The sequence below is a fragment of the Paracoccus sp. UBA889 genome, from assembly GCA_002294185.1.
Classification (GTDB): Bacteria; Pseudomonadota; Alphaproteobacteria; order Rhodobacterales; family Rhodobacteraceae; genus Paracoccus.
On the sequence record DBFD01000016.1, the window covers coordinates 50,634 to 64,369 of the forward strand.

Consider the following 13,736-nt stretch of genomic DNA (forward strand, 5'->3'; position numbering starts at 1 on the left):
TCAGCAGCGGGGTGAAAATGACCTTTGATGGCCCCGGCCGGCGGTCGAATTTTTCCGTCCGGGCGATGCCCCAAGAGGCAGGGACCGGCAGCCTTGGCGACCGGTCCGGGATTTTCGTGCCATGCGCTGTCGCGCGGCGCAGCGCGGTCAGTCTGCGCGCCGCTTGCGGGCGAAGGCCCCCAGACCACCGAGGCCGCCCAGCAACAGCAGCGCCGTGGCCGGCAGCGGAACGGGCGAGGGTGCCATGTCGGCGGTCACCAGATCCTGCGTCTTGTCGCCGTCAAGGAAGGTCAGGCGCCAAATCTTGTCGCCGCTGTAAGAAGCCGCGCTGGACATGTAGCCGGCGGTCAGGCTGTTGACCGTTCTGCTGGCGCCGCTCCAGGAAAAGCCGTTGTAGATCGTCTTCCAGATCGCCAGCTGAAAGGCGGCCGACTGGTTGGCATTGCTGGTGCTTACATTGCGGTAATTCGCATCGAACAGGTTCTGCAGCTTGGCGGTCGTGCTGTTGCTGCCGACGACCTGATAGGAACTGGGCAGGCTGAGCCGGGTCGCGATGTCCACGCAGAACGCGACGAACTTTCCGATCCCTTCCGAGCCGGTCAGATGAAAGGCCGATGCCTTGACCGAGCTTGCCACCGCCTCGGGGTGGCTGATCGAAACCGACTTGCCGACCGTGTAATCCAGCGACACGTCAACGCTTGCTGCCCGGGCCGCGAAGGCGAAGGGCGAAAGAGCGGCCGCGACCGCCAGAACCTTAAGAACTTTCATAACTCTCACCAAGTAAGCAAAGGGTTGTGGCAATCCGATACTTCGGCTGCGTCATCGCATGTAAGCGACGCGGTGGAGATGAATGCAACAAAATGGAATGCCGTGCGGGGGCCACTTGACCAAAAAGACTGGTTTGACGCTGGCGTTAACCAAGGTCTCGCAATCGGCGGATGAGGCTAACGGGACGGCAGTCAATTCTGGCGCGAAGCGACGCCGAATCAGTCGCGGGCAGGGTGGTCTTCAGGTCAGGCCCAGAACATCGGCCATGTCGTATTGTCCCGGCCCCTTGTCCTGGCCCCACAGCGCCGCACGAATAGCGCCGCGGGCGAAGATCGCGCGGTCGCTGGCCAGATGGCGCAGCACCAGACGTTCGCCCGGAGTGGCGAAGATGACGTCGTGCTCGCCCACCACGTCGCCGCCGCGAATGGCGGCAAAACCGATGCCGCCCGGGGCGCGCGCGCCGGTGATGCCCTCGCGGGCGGGTATGCGCAGATCGGTCAGCGATGCGCCGCGCCCCTCGGCCGCTGCCTCGCCCAGCATCAGGGCGGTGCCCGAGGGCGCATCGACCTTCATGCGGTGATGGGTCTCGACCACCTCGATATCCCAATCCTCGCCAAGCGCCGCGGCGACCTTGCGGGTCAGGCCGACCAGCAGGTTGAGGCCGAGGCTCATGTTGCCGGCCCGGATGATCGGCGCGTGGCGCGCGGCGGCGGCGATCTGTGCCAGGTCCGTCTCTTCCAGCCCCGTCGTTCCGATCACGTGAACAGCGCGGGCTTGCGCGGCCAGTTCGGCGAAGCCGAGGGTCGCGGAAGGCGCGGTGAAGTCGATCACCGCCTGGGCGCGGGCGATGACGGTGACGACATCGTCGCTGACCATCACCCCGGCCGGCTGCCCGCCCATCGCCTCGCCAATGTCGCGCCCGATCCAGTCATGGCCCGGACGCTCCAGCGCGCCGACCAGCCGTGCCTGATCGCTGTCCAGCAGCAGCCGGATCAGCATCCGGCCCATCCGTCCCGAGGCACCGGTCACCACGATGCCGGGCGCGTCGCCGGTTCCGGTCTGTTCGAAATCGCTCATCCCATGGCCTCCCTGTCCTTTTGCCGCGTCATATCCCGTTGCGGCGCGGCCCGCGACCCCCTACATCGGGGCGGATGGCACAGAACCGTTTTCCCCAGGGCCAGGGCCAGGGCCCGTCGCAACGCCAGCTTCGCGTGGGCGAGCTGATTCGCCGCACATTGTCGGACGTGCTGCTACGCGGCGATGTGCACGATCCGGACCTGAACCGCCATTCGATCACCGTGGGCGAGGTGCGGACCTCGCCCGATCTGAAGGTGGCTACGGCCTATGTGCTGCCTCTGGGCGGTCGCGACGCCGATGGCGCGCTGGAGGCCCTGCGCCGCAACGCGCCGGAATTGCGGCACCTGGTGGCCAGGGCGATGACGCTGAAATACGCGCCTCGGCTGCGGTTCCAGCTGGACGAGACCTTTGATCGCATGGACGATACCCGCCGGTTGTTCGCGGAAGAACGGGTCCGCCGCGATGTCGAGGCACCTGATGATCGCGATGCTGATTGAACTGCAACGCCAGCTTGGCGTTGCGGTCGGAATGGTGTTCGCGATGGGACTGCCCGCCGCTTCGGACGGTTGCACGCGCATGGATCAGGACGGACAGACCTATGTCGTCTGCCAGATCGACGCCGCCCGGGAATCCGATCTGCGATTGTGGCAGAACGATGCCGACGGGCGGCCCCTGAACAGCTTCAACAATGTCCGCAAGAGCCTGCCCCAGGGCCAAAGCCTGTCCTTTGCGATGAATGCGGGCATGTTCCATCCCGATTACCGCCCTGTGGGCCTGCTGGTGATTGACGGCCAGGAACTGCATCCGATCACCACCCAGGCGGGCGGCGGCAATTTCGGAATGTTGCCGAATGGTGTCTTTTGCAGCGGCGGAAAGCGGCCCTTTCAGGTGATCGAAAGCCGCAGCTTCGCCGATGAGGCGCCCGAATGCCGGCTGGCCACGCAATCGGGGCCCATGCTGGTGATCGACGGCAAGCTGCATCCGCGCTTTCTGGTCGATTCCGAAAGCCGCAATATCCGCAACGGCGTCGGTGTCTCGGCTGACGGGCGGACCGCCTGGTTCGCGATCTCGGAAAATCCGGTGACGTTCTACGAGTTCGGTCAGATGTTCCGTGACGGGCTGGGCGCGCGGAACGCGCTGTATCTGGACGGCTCCATCAGCAGGCTCTACGCGCCGGGCCTGGGGCGGGCCGATTTCGGCCGCAGCATGGGGCCGATGATCGGGCTGGTCAACGGCTCGGGTTGACCGGCGGCGGCGCTGCGGCTATCCCGCGCGCCTTGGCAAACCGGGGGTGAACCGATGGCACGCAAGAAGGGTCGCGACGTGTCGGGCTGGCTGATCGTGGACAAGCCCGCGGGCGTGACCTCGACCTCGGTCGTGAACAAGGTCCGCTGGGCGCTGGACGCCCGAAAGGCGGGCCATGCCGGAACGCTGGATCCGGACGCGACCGGTGTTCTCGCCGTTGCCCTGGGCGAGGCCACGAAGACCGTGGCAATTCTGACGGATGCCCTGAAATGCTATGATTTCGTGGTCAATTGGGGGGCCGAGACGGCGACCGACGATGCCTCGGGTCAGGTCGTCCGGCGCAGCGAGACGCGGCCCGACCGCGCCGCGATCGAGGCGGCCCTGCCCGGCTATGTCGGCGAGATCATGCAGGTTCCGCCCGCCTTTTCCGCCGTCAAGGTCGATGGCGCGCGAGCCTATGATCTGGCGCGCGAGGGCGAGGATCCGGATCTGGCCGCGCGGCCCCTGTGGGTCGAAAGCCTGTCCCTGATCGAGGCTGATGGCGACACGGCGCGGCTGGAAATGGTCTGCGGCAAGGGCGGCTATGTCCGCTCGATCGCCCGCGATCTTGGCCGCGATCTGGGTTGCCTGGGCCATGTCGCCAGCCTGCGCCGCACTTGGTCCGGTCCCTTCGAGGTCGAGGACGGCATGAGCTTCGACGGGATCGACCGCGAGGCGCAGGACCGGATTCAGGCGCGATTGCTGCCGCTGGAGGCCGCGCTGACCGACCTTCCCGCGCTGCGCGCCACGCCCGAAGGCGCGATCCGAATCCGCAACGGCAATCCGGGCGAGGTCACCGGAGGTGCGGAATGGGGCGAACTGGTCTGGGTCGCGGATGCTCGCGGGCCGGTCTGCATCGGCCGCTATCAGGGCGGCACGGTCCAGCCCGAGCGGGTCTTCAACCTGTAATCATCCGGGGTCGGTCATTGCGGCCGGTGCGCGCCGAGAAACGGACCCTCGCCCGCGGCGTCGATGCGGGCGATGGCCAGGGCGATCGGTTCCCGGATCACGGCCATCTTCCATGCCGTCGCGTGGATCATCAGTTCGGCCGAGGCCGCCAGCGCCACATGGCCCGGCCAGAACAGCAGATCGCCGCGCCGGATGTCGTCGACCGCCGGAAAGGCCGCCCGTTGCAGGTCGCTGTCGCCGGGACAGGCGGTACCGCAGGCGGTCAGCGCAGCCTGGGCAAGGCCGGAACAATCGATGCCCCAATCGCTGTTGCCGCCCCACAGATAGGGCGTGCCCAGCAGGGTTTCCGCAACGGCGATTGGATCGGTCGCGGGCCGGTCGCCGATGTGCTGGACAGGGACGTATCCGCCGGCGGCGAGGCGCGCGAAATTCCCCTCGACCTCCACGACCGACAGGCGCGCGCCGATGGACAGCGCGTGCAACTGGTGACGCTTCATGTCGGCGGCCGGATAGAGATGGGTCGCCGGCGCGGTCACGCGGTGGGTGATCGGCGGCATGTCGTCGCTCAGCGCGGCGGCGCGCAGCCAGCCGCAATAGCCGTCCATAGCCGCCTGCGCGAAGACCCAGTCGCCCTGCGTGTCGATCACGGTCAGGTCGGCGCCGAAATTCAGCTGCCTTTCGCGGCGGCCTTCGGGGACGTTCATCAGGTCGGCCAGTGGCACGGCCAGCCGCGCAGGCCGGCCGGGAGTGTAGTCCGGCCGGTCGACGATGCCGCGCAGAGTCTCCAGTGCGATCCGGTCAGTGGCCGGCGTCAGCCGGCGATCAAGGCTCATCCCAGCACCTCGGGCAGGGCGGCCAGCAGCGCCCGTCCGCCCTGTCCGACGCCGCCTTTCGGGCGTCCCGGCGCGGCGGTCGGCTGCCAGCCATAGATGTCCAGATGCACATAGCGGCCCGCGCCTTCGGCGAATCGGCGCAGGAACAGCGCGGCAGTGATCGAACCCGCCATGCCGCCCGCGGGGGCGTTGTCCAGATCGGCGATCTGCGGTTCGATCATCGGCTCGTAGGCTTGCCAGAACGGCATTCGCCACAGCGGGTCGCACACGGCCATCGAGGCGTCCGCCAAGGCCCTCGCGGTCGCGTCGTCGTCGCAATAGAAGGGCGGAATGTCGGGGCCGAGCGCCACCCGCGCGGCACCGGTCAGGGTGGCGTAAGAGATCATCAGATCGGGACTTTCCTCGGCCCCGAAGGCCAGCGCGTCGGCCAGAACCAGCCGCCCCTCGGCATCGGTGTTGTTGATCTCGACCGACAGGCCCTTGCGGCTGGTCAGCACGTCGCCGGGCCGGAAGGCATTGCCCGCGACGCTGTTTTCCACCGCCGGGATCAGCACCCGGATGCGCCGCCCCCCGGCCGCGCCGGTGCCGGCCAGCATCTTCAGCAGGCCAAGCGCGGTCGCCGCGCCGCCCATGTCCTTTTTCATCAGCGCCATGGCCGTGCCGGGCTTCAGGTTCAGCCCGCCGGTGTCGAAACAGACGCCCTTGCCGACGATGGTCAGCGCCGGTCCCTCGGCGCCCAGCCGGATGTCGATCAGCCGGGGTGCCTGTTCGGCCGCCCGACCGACCGCATGGATCAGCGGAAAGTTCTGTTTCAGAAGCGCCGGCCCGGTCGTCACCTCGATACCGGCGCCGATCTCGTTGGCCAGCGCGCGCGCGGCCTTTTCCAGCGCATCGGGGCCCATGTCGCTGGCGGGCGTGTTGATCAGGTCGCGGGACAGGAACTCGCCGCGCGCGACGGCTTGCAGGCGCGGGCCGTCGACGCCCTCGGGCACCTGAAAGCGCGGTCCGTCATAGGCCGGGCCCTTGTAGCGGGCAAAGCGATACTGGCCCAGCAGCAGCGCCAGCGCGGCCTCGTCCGGGTCCAGTCCCTCGGGCAACGCCGCCAGCCGCCAGACGGCTTTCGGCAGCCCGGTCGCGCGGGCCAGGGCAAAGCGTTCGCGGCCGGCTTTGGATCGCGGCCCCAGCCCCAGCAGGGCGCCGCGCAACCCGCCATTCGCGTCGGGCAGCAGGCAGATCTGGCCCGCCTTTCCAGAAAAGCCGCCGGCCGATGGCCAATGGCCGGCATCGGCGTCAGCGGGCAGGTCGGAATCCTGCCAGAGCGGCCAGAATGGCAGGGAATCCTCGGTCGGGGGGGCGAAATCGGGCTGCATGGTGGATCCTTCCTTGATCGCGGGCCAGATTACAGCGTGATCCGCTGCCCGCAAGAACCGGTCAGCCGATCCCGGCGCGGTCCCAGATCGCCGTCAGCGAGCGGTTGCCGACCCGCATCAGCCGCGCCCGAACCGCCGCCAGCGCGCCGGGATCGTGCCTTTCGGCGCAGGCGCACAGATCCATAGCCACGCCGGCCAGCGACAGTAGCCCGATCTGCCAGGCCAGCCGTGACAATTGGTCGGCATGTCCGGTTGCGCCCGCCAGATCGCCCCGGGCCAGAGCCTCGTCGGTGGCGGTCAGTGCGCCGGCAAGCTGTTCCAGCGCCAGTTCGATCACATTCTGCGCCGCGCTTTCGCCCAGTTCGTTCACGATATCGCCCACGCGCCTGACATCGACGCGAACCGGCTCTGTCACCGGCAACGTCCTGATCTGTGCCATCGTCTTCTCCAACACATTGCCCGTGTTCCCACATGTCGGGGCACCATGACGTCCAGCCATGAAGAAAGACTTGATCGCGGTGGAAGAAACCGCTCGAATTTTGTTCAATCCCTGCCTATCAAGCGGCAAACGCGCGAGGTTCGAAATGCATCATGTCCGTCCCCTGCCGCAATACCTGGTCGGCCGCTATCATGGCTGGAAGGCGACCTCCTATGCGGAAAACAGCGCCTGGTTCCGGCGGCTGGCCGATGACGGGCAGCGACCGCGGGCGATGGTGATCTCGTGCTGCGATTCGCGGGTCCACGTGACCGGCATCTTCGGCGCGGAATCGGGCGAATTCTTCATCCATCGCAACATCGCCAACCTGGTGCCGCCATATGCGCCCGATGGGATGCAGCACGGCACCTCGGCGGCGGTGGAATACGCGGTCATGGCGCTGAAGGTGGCGCATCTGATCGTGGTCGGGCATACCAACTGCGGCGGGGTCGCGGGCTGCCATGCCATGTGTTCCGGGCAGGCCCCGGAGCTGGAGGAAAAGTCCAGCTTCGTCGGTCGCTGGATGGATATCCTGCGCCCCGGCTACGAACGGATCAAGGACCTGCCCGAAGACCAGCAGATCCGGGCGCTGGAACGCGAGGCGGTGATGGTCTCGATCGGCAACCTGATGACATTCCCCTTCGTCGAAGCGGCGGTGCAGGCGGACGAACTGTCGCTGCACGGATTGGTCCACGACATCCGCGAAGGCACCCTGTGGCAGGCCGAGAACGCGGGCCGACGCTGGACCGAAATCTGATCAGCTGTCGGGACGCCAGCGCATGACGCGCCACAGATAGGCGGCGGCCAGCAGCACGACCACCGCGGTCGAGACCGGGTTCAGCCAGGCGTCAACCCGGTCATAGCGGTCCTGCAACCAGTAGCCCGCCGCCGCCAGCGCCATGGTCCAGATCAGGCTGCCCAGGCCCGAGAACAGAAGAAAGCGCGGCAGGAACATCCGCGCCAGCCCGGCGGGGACCGAGATCAGCGTCCGCACGGTGGGGACGAAGCGGCCGAAAAAGACGACCGAGCGGCCATGCCGGTCGAACCAGCCCTGCGCGCGGTCAAGCTGCGCCTCGGTCATCGTCAGCCAGCGGCCGTGGCGCGCGATCAGCCGGCGCAGCCGCACCGGCCCGTAGGCGACGCCAATCATATACCACAGATAGGCACCCGCCAGCGAACCGGCCGCGCCGGCGGCGACGCTGACCCAGAACGAGGCCACCCCACGCGCGGCGTTATATCCCGCCAGCGGCATGATCAGTTCCGACGGGATCGGCGGAAAGACGTTTTCCAGAAACATGAGGGCGGCGATGCCCCAGGGCCCGCCGCCTTCCAGAAAGCTGGCGATCCAGTCGAACACGATCAGCCCTTCTTCAGCACCCGGTTGCCCAGCAGTTCCGCGATCTGCACCGCGTTCAGCGCGGCGCCCTTGCGCAGGTTGTCGCTGACGCACCAGATGTTCAGGCCGTTCTCGATGGTCGAATCCTGACGAATGCGGCTGATGAAGGTGGCAAAGTCGCCGACGCATTCGACCGGGGTCGTGTAGCCGCCGGGTTCGCGCTTGTCGACGACAAGGATCCCCGGCGCCTCGCGCAGGATGTCGCGGGCTTCGTCCTCGTCCAGAAAATCCTCGAACTCGATATTGATGGCCTCGGAATGGCCGACGAAGACCGGCACGCGAACGCAGGTGGCCGTCACCTTGATCGCGGGATCGACGATCTTCTTGGTCTCGGCGACCATCTTCCATTCTTCCTTGGTCGAGCCGTCATCCATGAAGACATCGATTTGCGGGATGACGTTGAAGGCGATCTGTTTCTGGAACTTGTTGGGCGCGACCTCCTGACCGGGCACATACATGCCCTTCGTCTGGTCCCACAACTCGTCCATGCCTTCCTTGCCCGCGCCGCTGACGGATTGATAGGTGCTGACGACCACCCGCCTGATCCGCGCCCGGTCATGCAGCGGCTTCAGCGCCACCACCATCTGCGCGGTCGAACAATTGGGATTGGCGATGATGTTCTTTTTCGAATAGCCGGTGATCGCCTCCGGATTCACTTCGGGCACGATCAGCGGGACGTCGGGATCATAGCGATAGAGCGAGCTGTTATCGATGACCACGCAACCGGCCTTGGCCGCGAGGGGGGCGTATTTCTTCGTCGCGTCCGACCCGATGGCGAACAGCGCGATGTCCCAGCCGGCAAAGTCGAACTGGTCGATATCCTGGATTTTCAGGGTCCTGTCGCCAAAACTGACCTCGGTGCCCTGCGAACGGCGCGAGGCCAGGACGGCGATTTCATCGACCGGAAACTGGCGCTCGTCCAGAATGTTCAGCATCTCGCGGCCCACATTGCCCGTGGCGCCGGCAACAACGACTTTGTAGCCCATTGGGGACTCCTGTCTTCTGCGGTTGGCGGCGTGTAGCGCAGGCGAGGGCGGGATGGAAGGGGCGGAGCCTCGCAGGCAGGCGGTGCCCGGCCGCGCCCCGATCGCGGATAGACGCCCAGCGGCAGCGACCGGGACGGGCTGCGCCCGTCCCGTCCCCTTCGCGGTCTCAAGCCACCAGGTCGAGGCGGGGGTCGCGGCGCTGCATGTCCCCGACCCAGGCCGCTTCGGCGCCGAAATCATGTGGCACCTGCGCGGCGGTGCGACGTCCCGACAGGCTCTGGCTGGCAAAGAAATCGAAACCATAGAGTGTCAGCGAGGCAAGCCCGGACCGCAGCGCAAGGTCGATCAGCATCGCCCCTGTCGTGGGCGGCGCGCCCAGCCGGTCGCGCAGGGCGCAATAATCGCCCAGCGGATGCAGATAGAAGCCGGGGCTGGCCGCCGTCCGCCAGTCCAGCCGCTTGCGCTTGGGCGACATCCACAGGATGCGCGCGGGCCCGATGCGGTCGCGATCAGGCGCGGCCAGCCGCACCGCCAGGGCCAGCCAGTCGGTGCGGCTGCCATGGCTGGGGGCCGCGGGCATCGGCGCGCGGTTGATGCGGATCACCAGGTCGGCTTTGTCGATGGCGGAGCCATGGGCCGCCTCGGCCAATGCGCGGGCATTGCCGATCAGCGCGACCGACCGGCCGGCCAGATCGGCCAGCAGTTCCCGTTGCGGCACCGACAGGCGCATCAGCGCGGTCTCTTGGCGCAGGCTGCGCGCGGCCAGAAAGCGCAGGCGGTTCATGGCTGCGACAGCAGATCGTGATAGATGCGGACCAGCGCGCGAGCCTCGGCCTGGATCGAGTGGTTCGCCTCGACATGGATGCGTGCCGCGCGTCCCGCGGCCGCGCGCGCCGCATCGTCGTCCAGCCAGCGGGCCAGCGCCGCCGACAAGGCCCCCGCATCGCCGGTCTGGACCAGGCTGCCGGTCTCGCCGTCGCGGATCAGCGCCTCATAGGCGCCGACGCGGGCACCGATGGCGGGAACGCCGCAGGCCATCGCCTCCAGCGGGGTCAGACCGAAGCCTTCCCAGCGGGCGGGCGCGGCGAAAAGGTCCAGGGCCTGGTAATGCCGCACCAGCCGGTCCCAGGGCAATTCCCCCAGAAAGCGGATCCGGTCCTGCAACCCGGCCCTGCCGATCCGGTCCTGCAACCCGTCGGCGAAGGCGCGGTTGTCGGGGGTAATGCGCCCGGTGAAGATGATCTGCGCGCGCGGTCGGGCGGCCAGCAGATCGAGGCCCGCGCGGACCAGCAGGTCGACGCCCTTCTGTTCGCGCACACGCCCGAAACAGCCAATCAGCACCGCATCCGGATCCAGCCCGAGCTGGCGGCGCAGCGCGGCGCGATCCGGCGCGGGGTGGAAGATCCGAGTGTCCACGCCATGCATGACGACGCGGGCGGGCCGTTCCAGATAGGCCGCGGCCTGCGGCGTGGTCGCCACCAGCGCCTCCTGCCGGCGAATCAGCCATTTCGTGAAGCGGCTATGGCGGCGCTGCGCGGCCGAGGTGAACATCAGCCGGTATTTCCGCCCCAGCAGATGGCGCAGGATCAGTCCAAGCAGCATTTCCGTGTTGCGCCGCGCGTGCCAGACACGCCAGCGGTCGCGCGGCAGGGTCGCTGCGCGCAGCAGCGGGATATGCGGCACATCGGGCGGCAGGCCCGGCCCGGTGGCGCGGATCGCGATCATCTTTGCCTGAACCGGGATCAGCCGCACAACCGTCGCCGTGACGCCCGAAAGGCGGCGTTTGAGATTCGGGGCGACGACCAGCGGAATATCGGACATGGGCGGCCTTTGAGCGATGGGTCGGTCCGCAGCATAATCAAGCCGAGGCCCGAGGGACAGGGCCGGTCATCGCTGCAGTTTGGTCCCGCCACCCATCCGGATCAGCCGGTCGATCAGCGGCCGCGCCTCGGGGCCGATGCGGTCGCAGGACGAGGGGTCGTCCAGCAGCGTGAAGGCCGGTCCGAAATAATCGCGTTCATATTGCGTGGGGTCGACGCCGATCTGCGCCGCCAGCAGATCGCCGGTGCCGCTGAGCAGGGTCCATTCGCCATCGGTGATGGCATAATCGGGACAGTTCGCGGTGATCACCTCGATCTCGGCCAGTTGCCGGGCCAGCATGTCGGCCTCGGTCCGGTTCATGGCCGAGACATCGGGCAGCGGCACGCTGAGCCGTTGCCCGCCGGACGAGATCTCGGCTCCGGCCAGCAGCAGCGCGCCTCCGGCCAGTGCCGTGATCATCAGCATGTCCCACGCTCGCATGGTCGATTCCCCTTGCCTCTCGCGGTCCCAACCGTTCTGCGTGCCAGGCGCCGCCCGCAACCCAATTCACCGTGAACTTGACCCTGCTGCGGGTCGGGTCTAACCGGGGTCATTCCCGATCCTGAGGAGGACTGCATGGCCGATCGTTTCTCGCTTCTCGTTCTGCCCGGCGACGGAATCGGCCCCGAGGTCATGGCCGAGGTGGTCAAGGTGATCGGCTGGTTCGAGGCCAATCGCGGCATGTCCTTCGAGATCGGTCACGATCTGGTGGGCGGCGCGGCCTATGACCGGCACGGAAAGCCCCTGGCGGACGAGACCATGGCCCGGGCACAAGCGGTCGATGCGGTGCTGCTGGGCGCGGTCGGGGGGCCGAAATACGACGATCTCGATTTCAGTCTCAAGCCCGAACGCGGCCTGCTGCGCCTGCGCAAGGAAATGGACCTGTTTGCCAACTTGCGTCCAGCGCAATGTTTTGATTCTATTGCAGATTTTTCGTCACTCAAGCGTGAGGTCGTGGCCGGTCTGGACATCCTGATCGTGCGCGAGCTGACCAGCGGCGTCTATTTCGGCGAGCCGCGCGGGATCCATGCCGATGACAACAACCCCGACAACGAGGGCGGCCGCGTCGGCGTCAATACCCAGCGATACACCAGCGGCGAGATCCGGCGCGTGGCAAGATCCGCCTTTGAACTGGCGCGGCGGCGCAGCAACAGGGTCTGCTCGATGGAAAAGGCCAATGTGATGGAATCGGGCATCCTGTGGCGCGAAGAGGTGCAATGGGTCCACGACAACGAATATCCCGATGTGGAATTGTCGCATATGTATGCGGATAATGGCGCGATGCAGCTTGTCCGCGATCCACGCCAGTTCGACGTGATCGTGACCGACAACCTGTTCGGCGACATCCTGTCGGACGCCGCCGCGATGCTGACCGGCAGCCTTGGAATGCTGCCATCGGCCAGCCTCGGCGCACCGATGGCGAATGGCCGGCCCAAGGCGCTGTATGAACCCGTCCATGGCAGCGCGCCCGACATTGCCGGGCAGGGCAAGGCCAATCCGATCGCCTGCATCCTCAGCTTCGCGATGGCGCTGCGCTATTCCTTCGACCGGGGCGACGCGGCGGCCGAACTGGAACGCGCGATCGAGGCTGTCCTGGCCGATGGCGTCCGCACCGCCGATCTGATGGGCCCCGAGGGCGGCACGCCGGTCTCGACCGCGCAGATGGGCGACCGGATCGTGGCCGCGCTGTCCGCGGGGGCGTGATTGGGGCTTTCGGCCAATGTCCGGGGCGCGCTGCTGCAACTGGCGGCGATGGGCCTTTATGCGACGCATGACGCGGTGATCAAGACGCTTGGCGCGCGTTATCCCGCGTTTCAGATCCTGTTCTTTTCCTCGCTGCTGTCCTTTCCGCTGATCTCGATGGTGCTGATGCGGGACCGGACGCATGGCACGCTGCGGCCAAACCGCCCCGGCTGGATCGCGCTGCGCACCGCCTGCGCGGTAGCGTCGGGGATGGCCGGGTTCTATGCCTTCTCGAATCTGCCGCTGGCGCAGGTCTATGCGATCCTTTTCGCCACCCCGCTGCTGATCACCATCCTGTCGATTCCGGTGCTGGGCGAACGTGTCGGGGCGCATCGCTGGGCCGCGGTCATCGTCGGACTGATCGGCGTGCTGATCGTGCTGCGGCCCGGCGGGCAGACGCTGGCGCCCGGTCACGGCGCGGCGCTGATCGCCGCGCTGGCCAGCGGGCTGGCGGCGGTGATCATCCGCAAGCTGGGCGGGACGGAACGTCCGGTGGTCCTGATCATGTGGCCGATGCTGGGCAATTTCGTCGTGACCGGGGGCGCGTTGAGCCTTGGCTACACGCCGATGGCGCTGCCCGACCTGGCGCTGGCCGGACTGATCGCGGGGCTGGGACTTGCCGGTGGCTTTCTGGTCATCCTTGCCTATCGCGCCGGCGAGGCGGCGATCGTCGCGCCGATGCAATATTCGCAGATCCTGTGGGCCACGGGCTATGGCTGGTTCCTGTTCGGCGAGGTGCTGGACCTGCCGACGCTGATCGGCGCGGCGATCATCATCGGCTCGGGCCTCTACATCGTCTGGCGCGAGGGGCGCGGCGGCAATTCGGCCAACCGTCCGGTGCTGGCGACACGGCTGCGGACCGAGACCGTGACAGCGCCGAAGTCCGCGATCCTGCAACGTTTGTGGCATCCGCGCGACTGAAATGGGGCTTGCAAAGCCACCCGCCGCGCGCTAGTTGCCCCACCTACGGTCGGAGCGTAGCGCAGCCTGGTAGCGCACCTGCTTCGGGAGCAGGGGGTCGGAGGTTCGAATCCT

The 13,736-nt window shown here is 67.3% G+C and carries 16 protein-coding genes; 6 read left to right on the top strand and 10 right to left on the bottom strand.

The genetic code is table 11. The features are described from left to right. Positions 1 to 147 precede the first annotated feature (147 nt). Both B4L36_RS02050 and dapB read right to left on the bottom strand, forming a co-directional pair. Positions 148 to 768 carry a VPLPA-CTERM sorting domain-containing protein gene (locus tag B4L36_RS02050; RefSeq protein WP_292951601.1) on the bottom strand — a complete coding sequence of 207 codons (621 nt, stop codon included), beginning with the start codon at positions 766 to 768 and terminating at the stop codon, positions 148 to 150. A gap of 240 nt (positions 769 to 1,008) precedes the next feature. Next, complete coding sequence (dapB, locus tag B4L36_RS02055; protein ID WP_292951604.1) at positions 1,009 to 1,845, bottom strand: 4-hydroxy-tetrahydrodipicolinate reductase; 837 nt, start codon at positions 1,843 to 1,845, stop codon at positions 1,009 to 1,011. Positions 1,846 to 1,919: 74 nt separating this feature from the next. Here dapB and rbfA point away from each other — a divergent pair, with 74 nt between their 5' ends. From rbfA to truB, 3 genes are read left to right on the top strand one after another with little or no spacing between them, the layout of a single operon-like run. Further along, positions 1,920 to 2,342 carry a 30S ribosome-binding factor RbfA gene (gene rbfA, locus B4L36_RS02060; RefSeq protein WP_292951607.1) on the top strand — a complete coding sequence of 141 codons (423 nt, stop codon included), beginning with the start codon at positions 1,920 to 1,922 and terminating at the stop codon, positions 2,340 to 2,342. Further along, entirely contained in the window at positions 2,332 to 3,090 is a 759-nt protein-coding gene (locus B4L36_RS02065) for a phosphodiester glycosidase family protein (RefSeq protein WP_292978273.1), read from the top strand. Before rbfA ends, B4L36_RS02065 begins: the two co-directional genes overlap by 11 nt. Positions 3,091 to 3,144: 54 nt before the next feature. Continuing rightward, positions 3,145 to 4,038: a tRNA pseudouridine(55) synthase TruB gene (gene truB, locus B4L36_RS02070; protein WP_292951613.1), complete on the top strand. Its 894-nt coding sequence runs from the start codon at positions 3,145 to 3,147 to the stop codon at positions 4,036 to 4,038. Positions 4,039 to 4,052: 14 nt separating this feature from the next. Here the strand turns inward: truB and B4L36_RS02075 are convergent, their stop codons facing one another. From B4L36_RS02075 to B4L36_RS02085, 3 genes are all read right to left on the bottom strand, one after another. Continuing rightward, entirely contained in the window at positions 4,053 to 4,871 is an 819-nt protein-coding gene (locus tag B4L36_RS02075) for a C40 family peptidase (RefSeq protein ID WP_292951615.1), read from the bottom strand. Next, on the bottom strand, positions 4,868 to 6,241 hold the full coding sequence (locus B4L36_RS02080) for a leucyl aminopeptidase family protein (protein ID WP_292951618.1): 1,374 nt from the start codon (positions 6,239 to 6,241) through the stop codon (positions 4,868 to 4,870). The genes B4L36_RS02075 and B4L36_RS02080 overlap by 4 nt, the downstream gene beginning before the upstream one ends. A 61-nt stretch (positions 6,242 to 6,302) precedes the next feature. Beyond that, a complete protein-coding gene (locus B4L36_RS02085; RefSeq protein WP_292951621.1) occupies positions 6,303 to 6,680 on the bottom strand; it encodes a hypothetical protein in 378 nt (125 codons plus the stop codon). A 145-nt stretch (positions 6,681 to 6,825) separates the two neighbouring features. Between B4L36_RS02085 and B4L36_RS02090 the strand changes: the two genes are divergently transcribed. Then, positions 6,826 to 7,473, top strand: a complete 648-nt coding sequence (locus tag B4L36_RS02090; RefSeq protein ID WP_292951624.1) for a carbonic anhydrase — start codon at positions 6,826 to 6,828, stop codon at positions 7,471 to 7,473. On the opposite strand, the gene B4L36_RS02095 is transcribed toward B4L36_RS02090, so the two are convergent. From B4L36_RS02095 to B4L36_RS02115, 5 genes are all read right to left on the bottom strand, one after another. Next, entirely contained in the window at positions 7,474 to 8,073 is a 600-nt protein-coding gene (locus B4L36_RS02095; RefSeq protein ID WP_292951627.1) for a DedA family protein, read from the bottom strand. 2 nt (positions 8,074 to 8,075) lie between these two features. Next, positions 8,076 to 9,098: an aspartate-semialdehyde dehydrogenase gene (locus tag B4L36_RS02100; protein WP_292951630.1), complete on the bottom strand. Its 1,023-nt coding sequence runs from the start codon at positions 9,096 to 9,098 to the stop codon at positions 8,076 to 8,078. Positions 9,099 to 9,264: 166 nt separating this feature from the next. After that, positions 9,265 to 9,882 (bottom strand): glycosyltransferase family 29 protein, encoded by a 618-nt coding sequence (locus tag B4L36_RS02105; RefSeq protein WP_292951633.1) that lies wholly within the window; start codon positions 9,880 to 9,882, stop codon positions 9,265 to 9,267. Continuing rightward, a complete protein-coding gene (locus B4L36_RS02110; protein WP_292951636.1) occupies positions 9,879 to 10,919 on the bottom strand; it encodes a glycosyltransferase family 4 protein in 1,041 nt (346 codons plus the stop codon). The genes B4L36_RS02105 and B4L36_RS02110 overlap by 4 nt, the downstream gene beginning before the upstream one ends. 66 nt (positions 10,920 to 10,985) lie before the next feature. Further along, positions 10,986 to 11,399: a hypothetical protein gene (locus B4L36_RS02115; RefSeq protein ID WP_292951639.1), complete on the bottom strand. Its 414-nt coding sequence runs from the start codon at positions 11,397 to 11,399 to the stop codon at positions 10,986 to 10,988. Between the two features lie 135 nt (positions 11,400 to 11,534). On the opposite strand from B4L36_RS02115, the gene leuB reads away from it, so the two are divergent. Both leuB and B4L36_RS02125 read left to right on the top strand, forming a co-directional pair. Continuing rightward, positions 11,535 to 12,662 carry a 3-isopropylmalate dehydrogenase gene (gene leuB, locus B4L36_RS02120; protein WP_292951642.1) on the top strand — a complete coding sequence of 376 codons (1,128 nt, stop codon included), beginning with the start codon at positions 11,535 to 11,537 and terminating at the stop codon, positions 12,660 to 12,662. Next, complete coding sequence (locus B4L36_RS02125) at positions 12,663 to 13,622, top strand: DMT family transporter (protein ID WP_292951645.1); 960 nt, start codon at positions 12,663 to 12,665, stop codon at positions 13,620 to 13,622. Positions 13,623 to 13,736: the final 114 nt, after the last annotated feature.

Bases quoted from the DNA above. Each gene is read 5' to 3' on its own strand.
- B4L36_RS02050 (WP_292951601.1), bottom strand. From the start codon at position 768: ATGAAAGTTCTTAAGGTTCTGGCGGTCGCGGCCGCTCTTTCGCCCTTC.
- dapB (WP_292951604.1), bottom strand. From the start codon at position 1,845: ATGAGCGATTTCGAACAGACCGGAACCGGCGACGCGCCCGGCATCGTG.
- rbfA (WP_292951607.1), top strand. From the start codon at position 1,920: ATGGCACAGAACCGTTTTCCCCAGGGCCAGGGCCAGGGCCCGTCGCAA.
- B4L36_RS02065 (WP_292978273.1), top strand. From the start codon at position 2,332: ATGCTGATTGAACTGCAACGCCAGCTTGGCGTTGCGGTCGGAATGGTG.
- truB (WP_292951613.1), top strand. From the start codon at position 3,145: ATGGCACGCAAGAAGGGTCGCGACGTGTCGGGCTGGCTGATCGTGGAC.
- B4L36_RS02075 (WP_292951615.1), bottom strand. From the start codon at position 4,871: ATGAGCCTTGATCGCCGGCTGACGCCGGCCACTGACCGGATCGCACTG.
- B4L36_RS02080 (WP_292951618.1), bottom strand. From the start codon at position 6,241: ATGCAGCCCGATTTCGCCCCCCCGACCGAGGATTCCCTGCCATTCTGG.
- B4L36_RS02085 (WP_292951621.1), bottom strand. From the start codon at position 6,680: ATGGCACAGATCAGGACGTTGCCGGTGACAGAGCCGGTTCGCGTCGAT.
- B4L36_RS02090 (WP_292951624.1), top strand. From the start codon at position 6,826: ATGCATCATGTCCGTCCCCTGCCGCAATACCTGGTCGGCCGCTATCAT.
- B4L36_RS02100 (WP_292951630.1), bottom strand. From the start codon at position 9,098: ATGGGCTACAAAGTCGTTGTTGCCGGCGCCACGGGCAATGTGGGCCGC.
- B4L36_RS02105 (WP_292951633.1), bottom strand. From the start codon at position 9,882: ATGAACCGCCTGCGCTTTCTGGCCGCGCGCAGCCTGCGCCAAGAGACC.
- B4L36_RS02110 (WP_292951636.1), bottom strand. From the start codon at position 10,919: ATGTCCGATATTCCGCTGGTCGTCGCCCCGAATCTCAAACGCCGCCTT.
- B4L36_RS02115 (WP_292951639.1), bottom strand. From the start codon at position 11,399: ATGCGAGCGTGGGACATGCTGATGATCACGGCACTGGCCGGAGGCGCG.
- leuB (WP_292951642.1), top strand. From the start codon at position 11,535: ATGGCCGATCGTTTCTCGCTTCTCGTTCTGCCCGGCGACGGAATCGGC.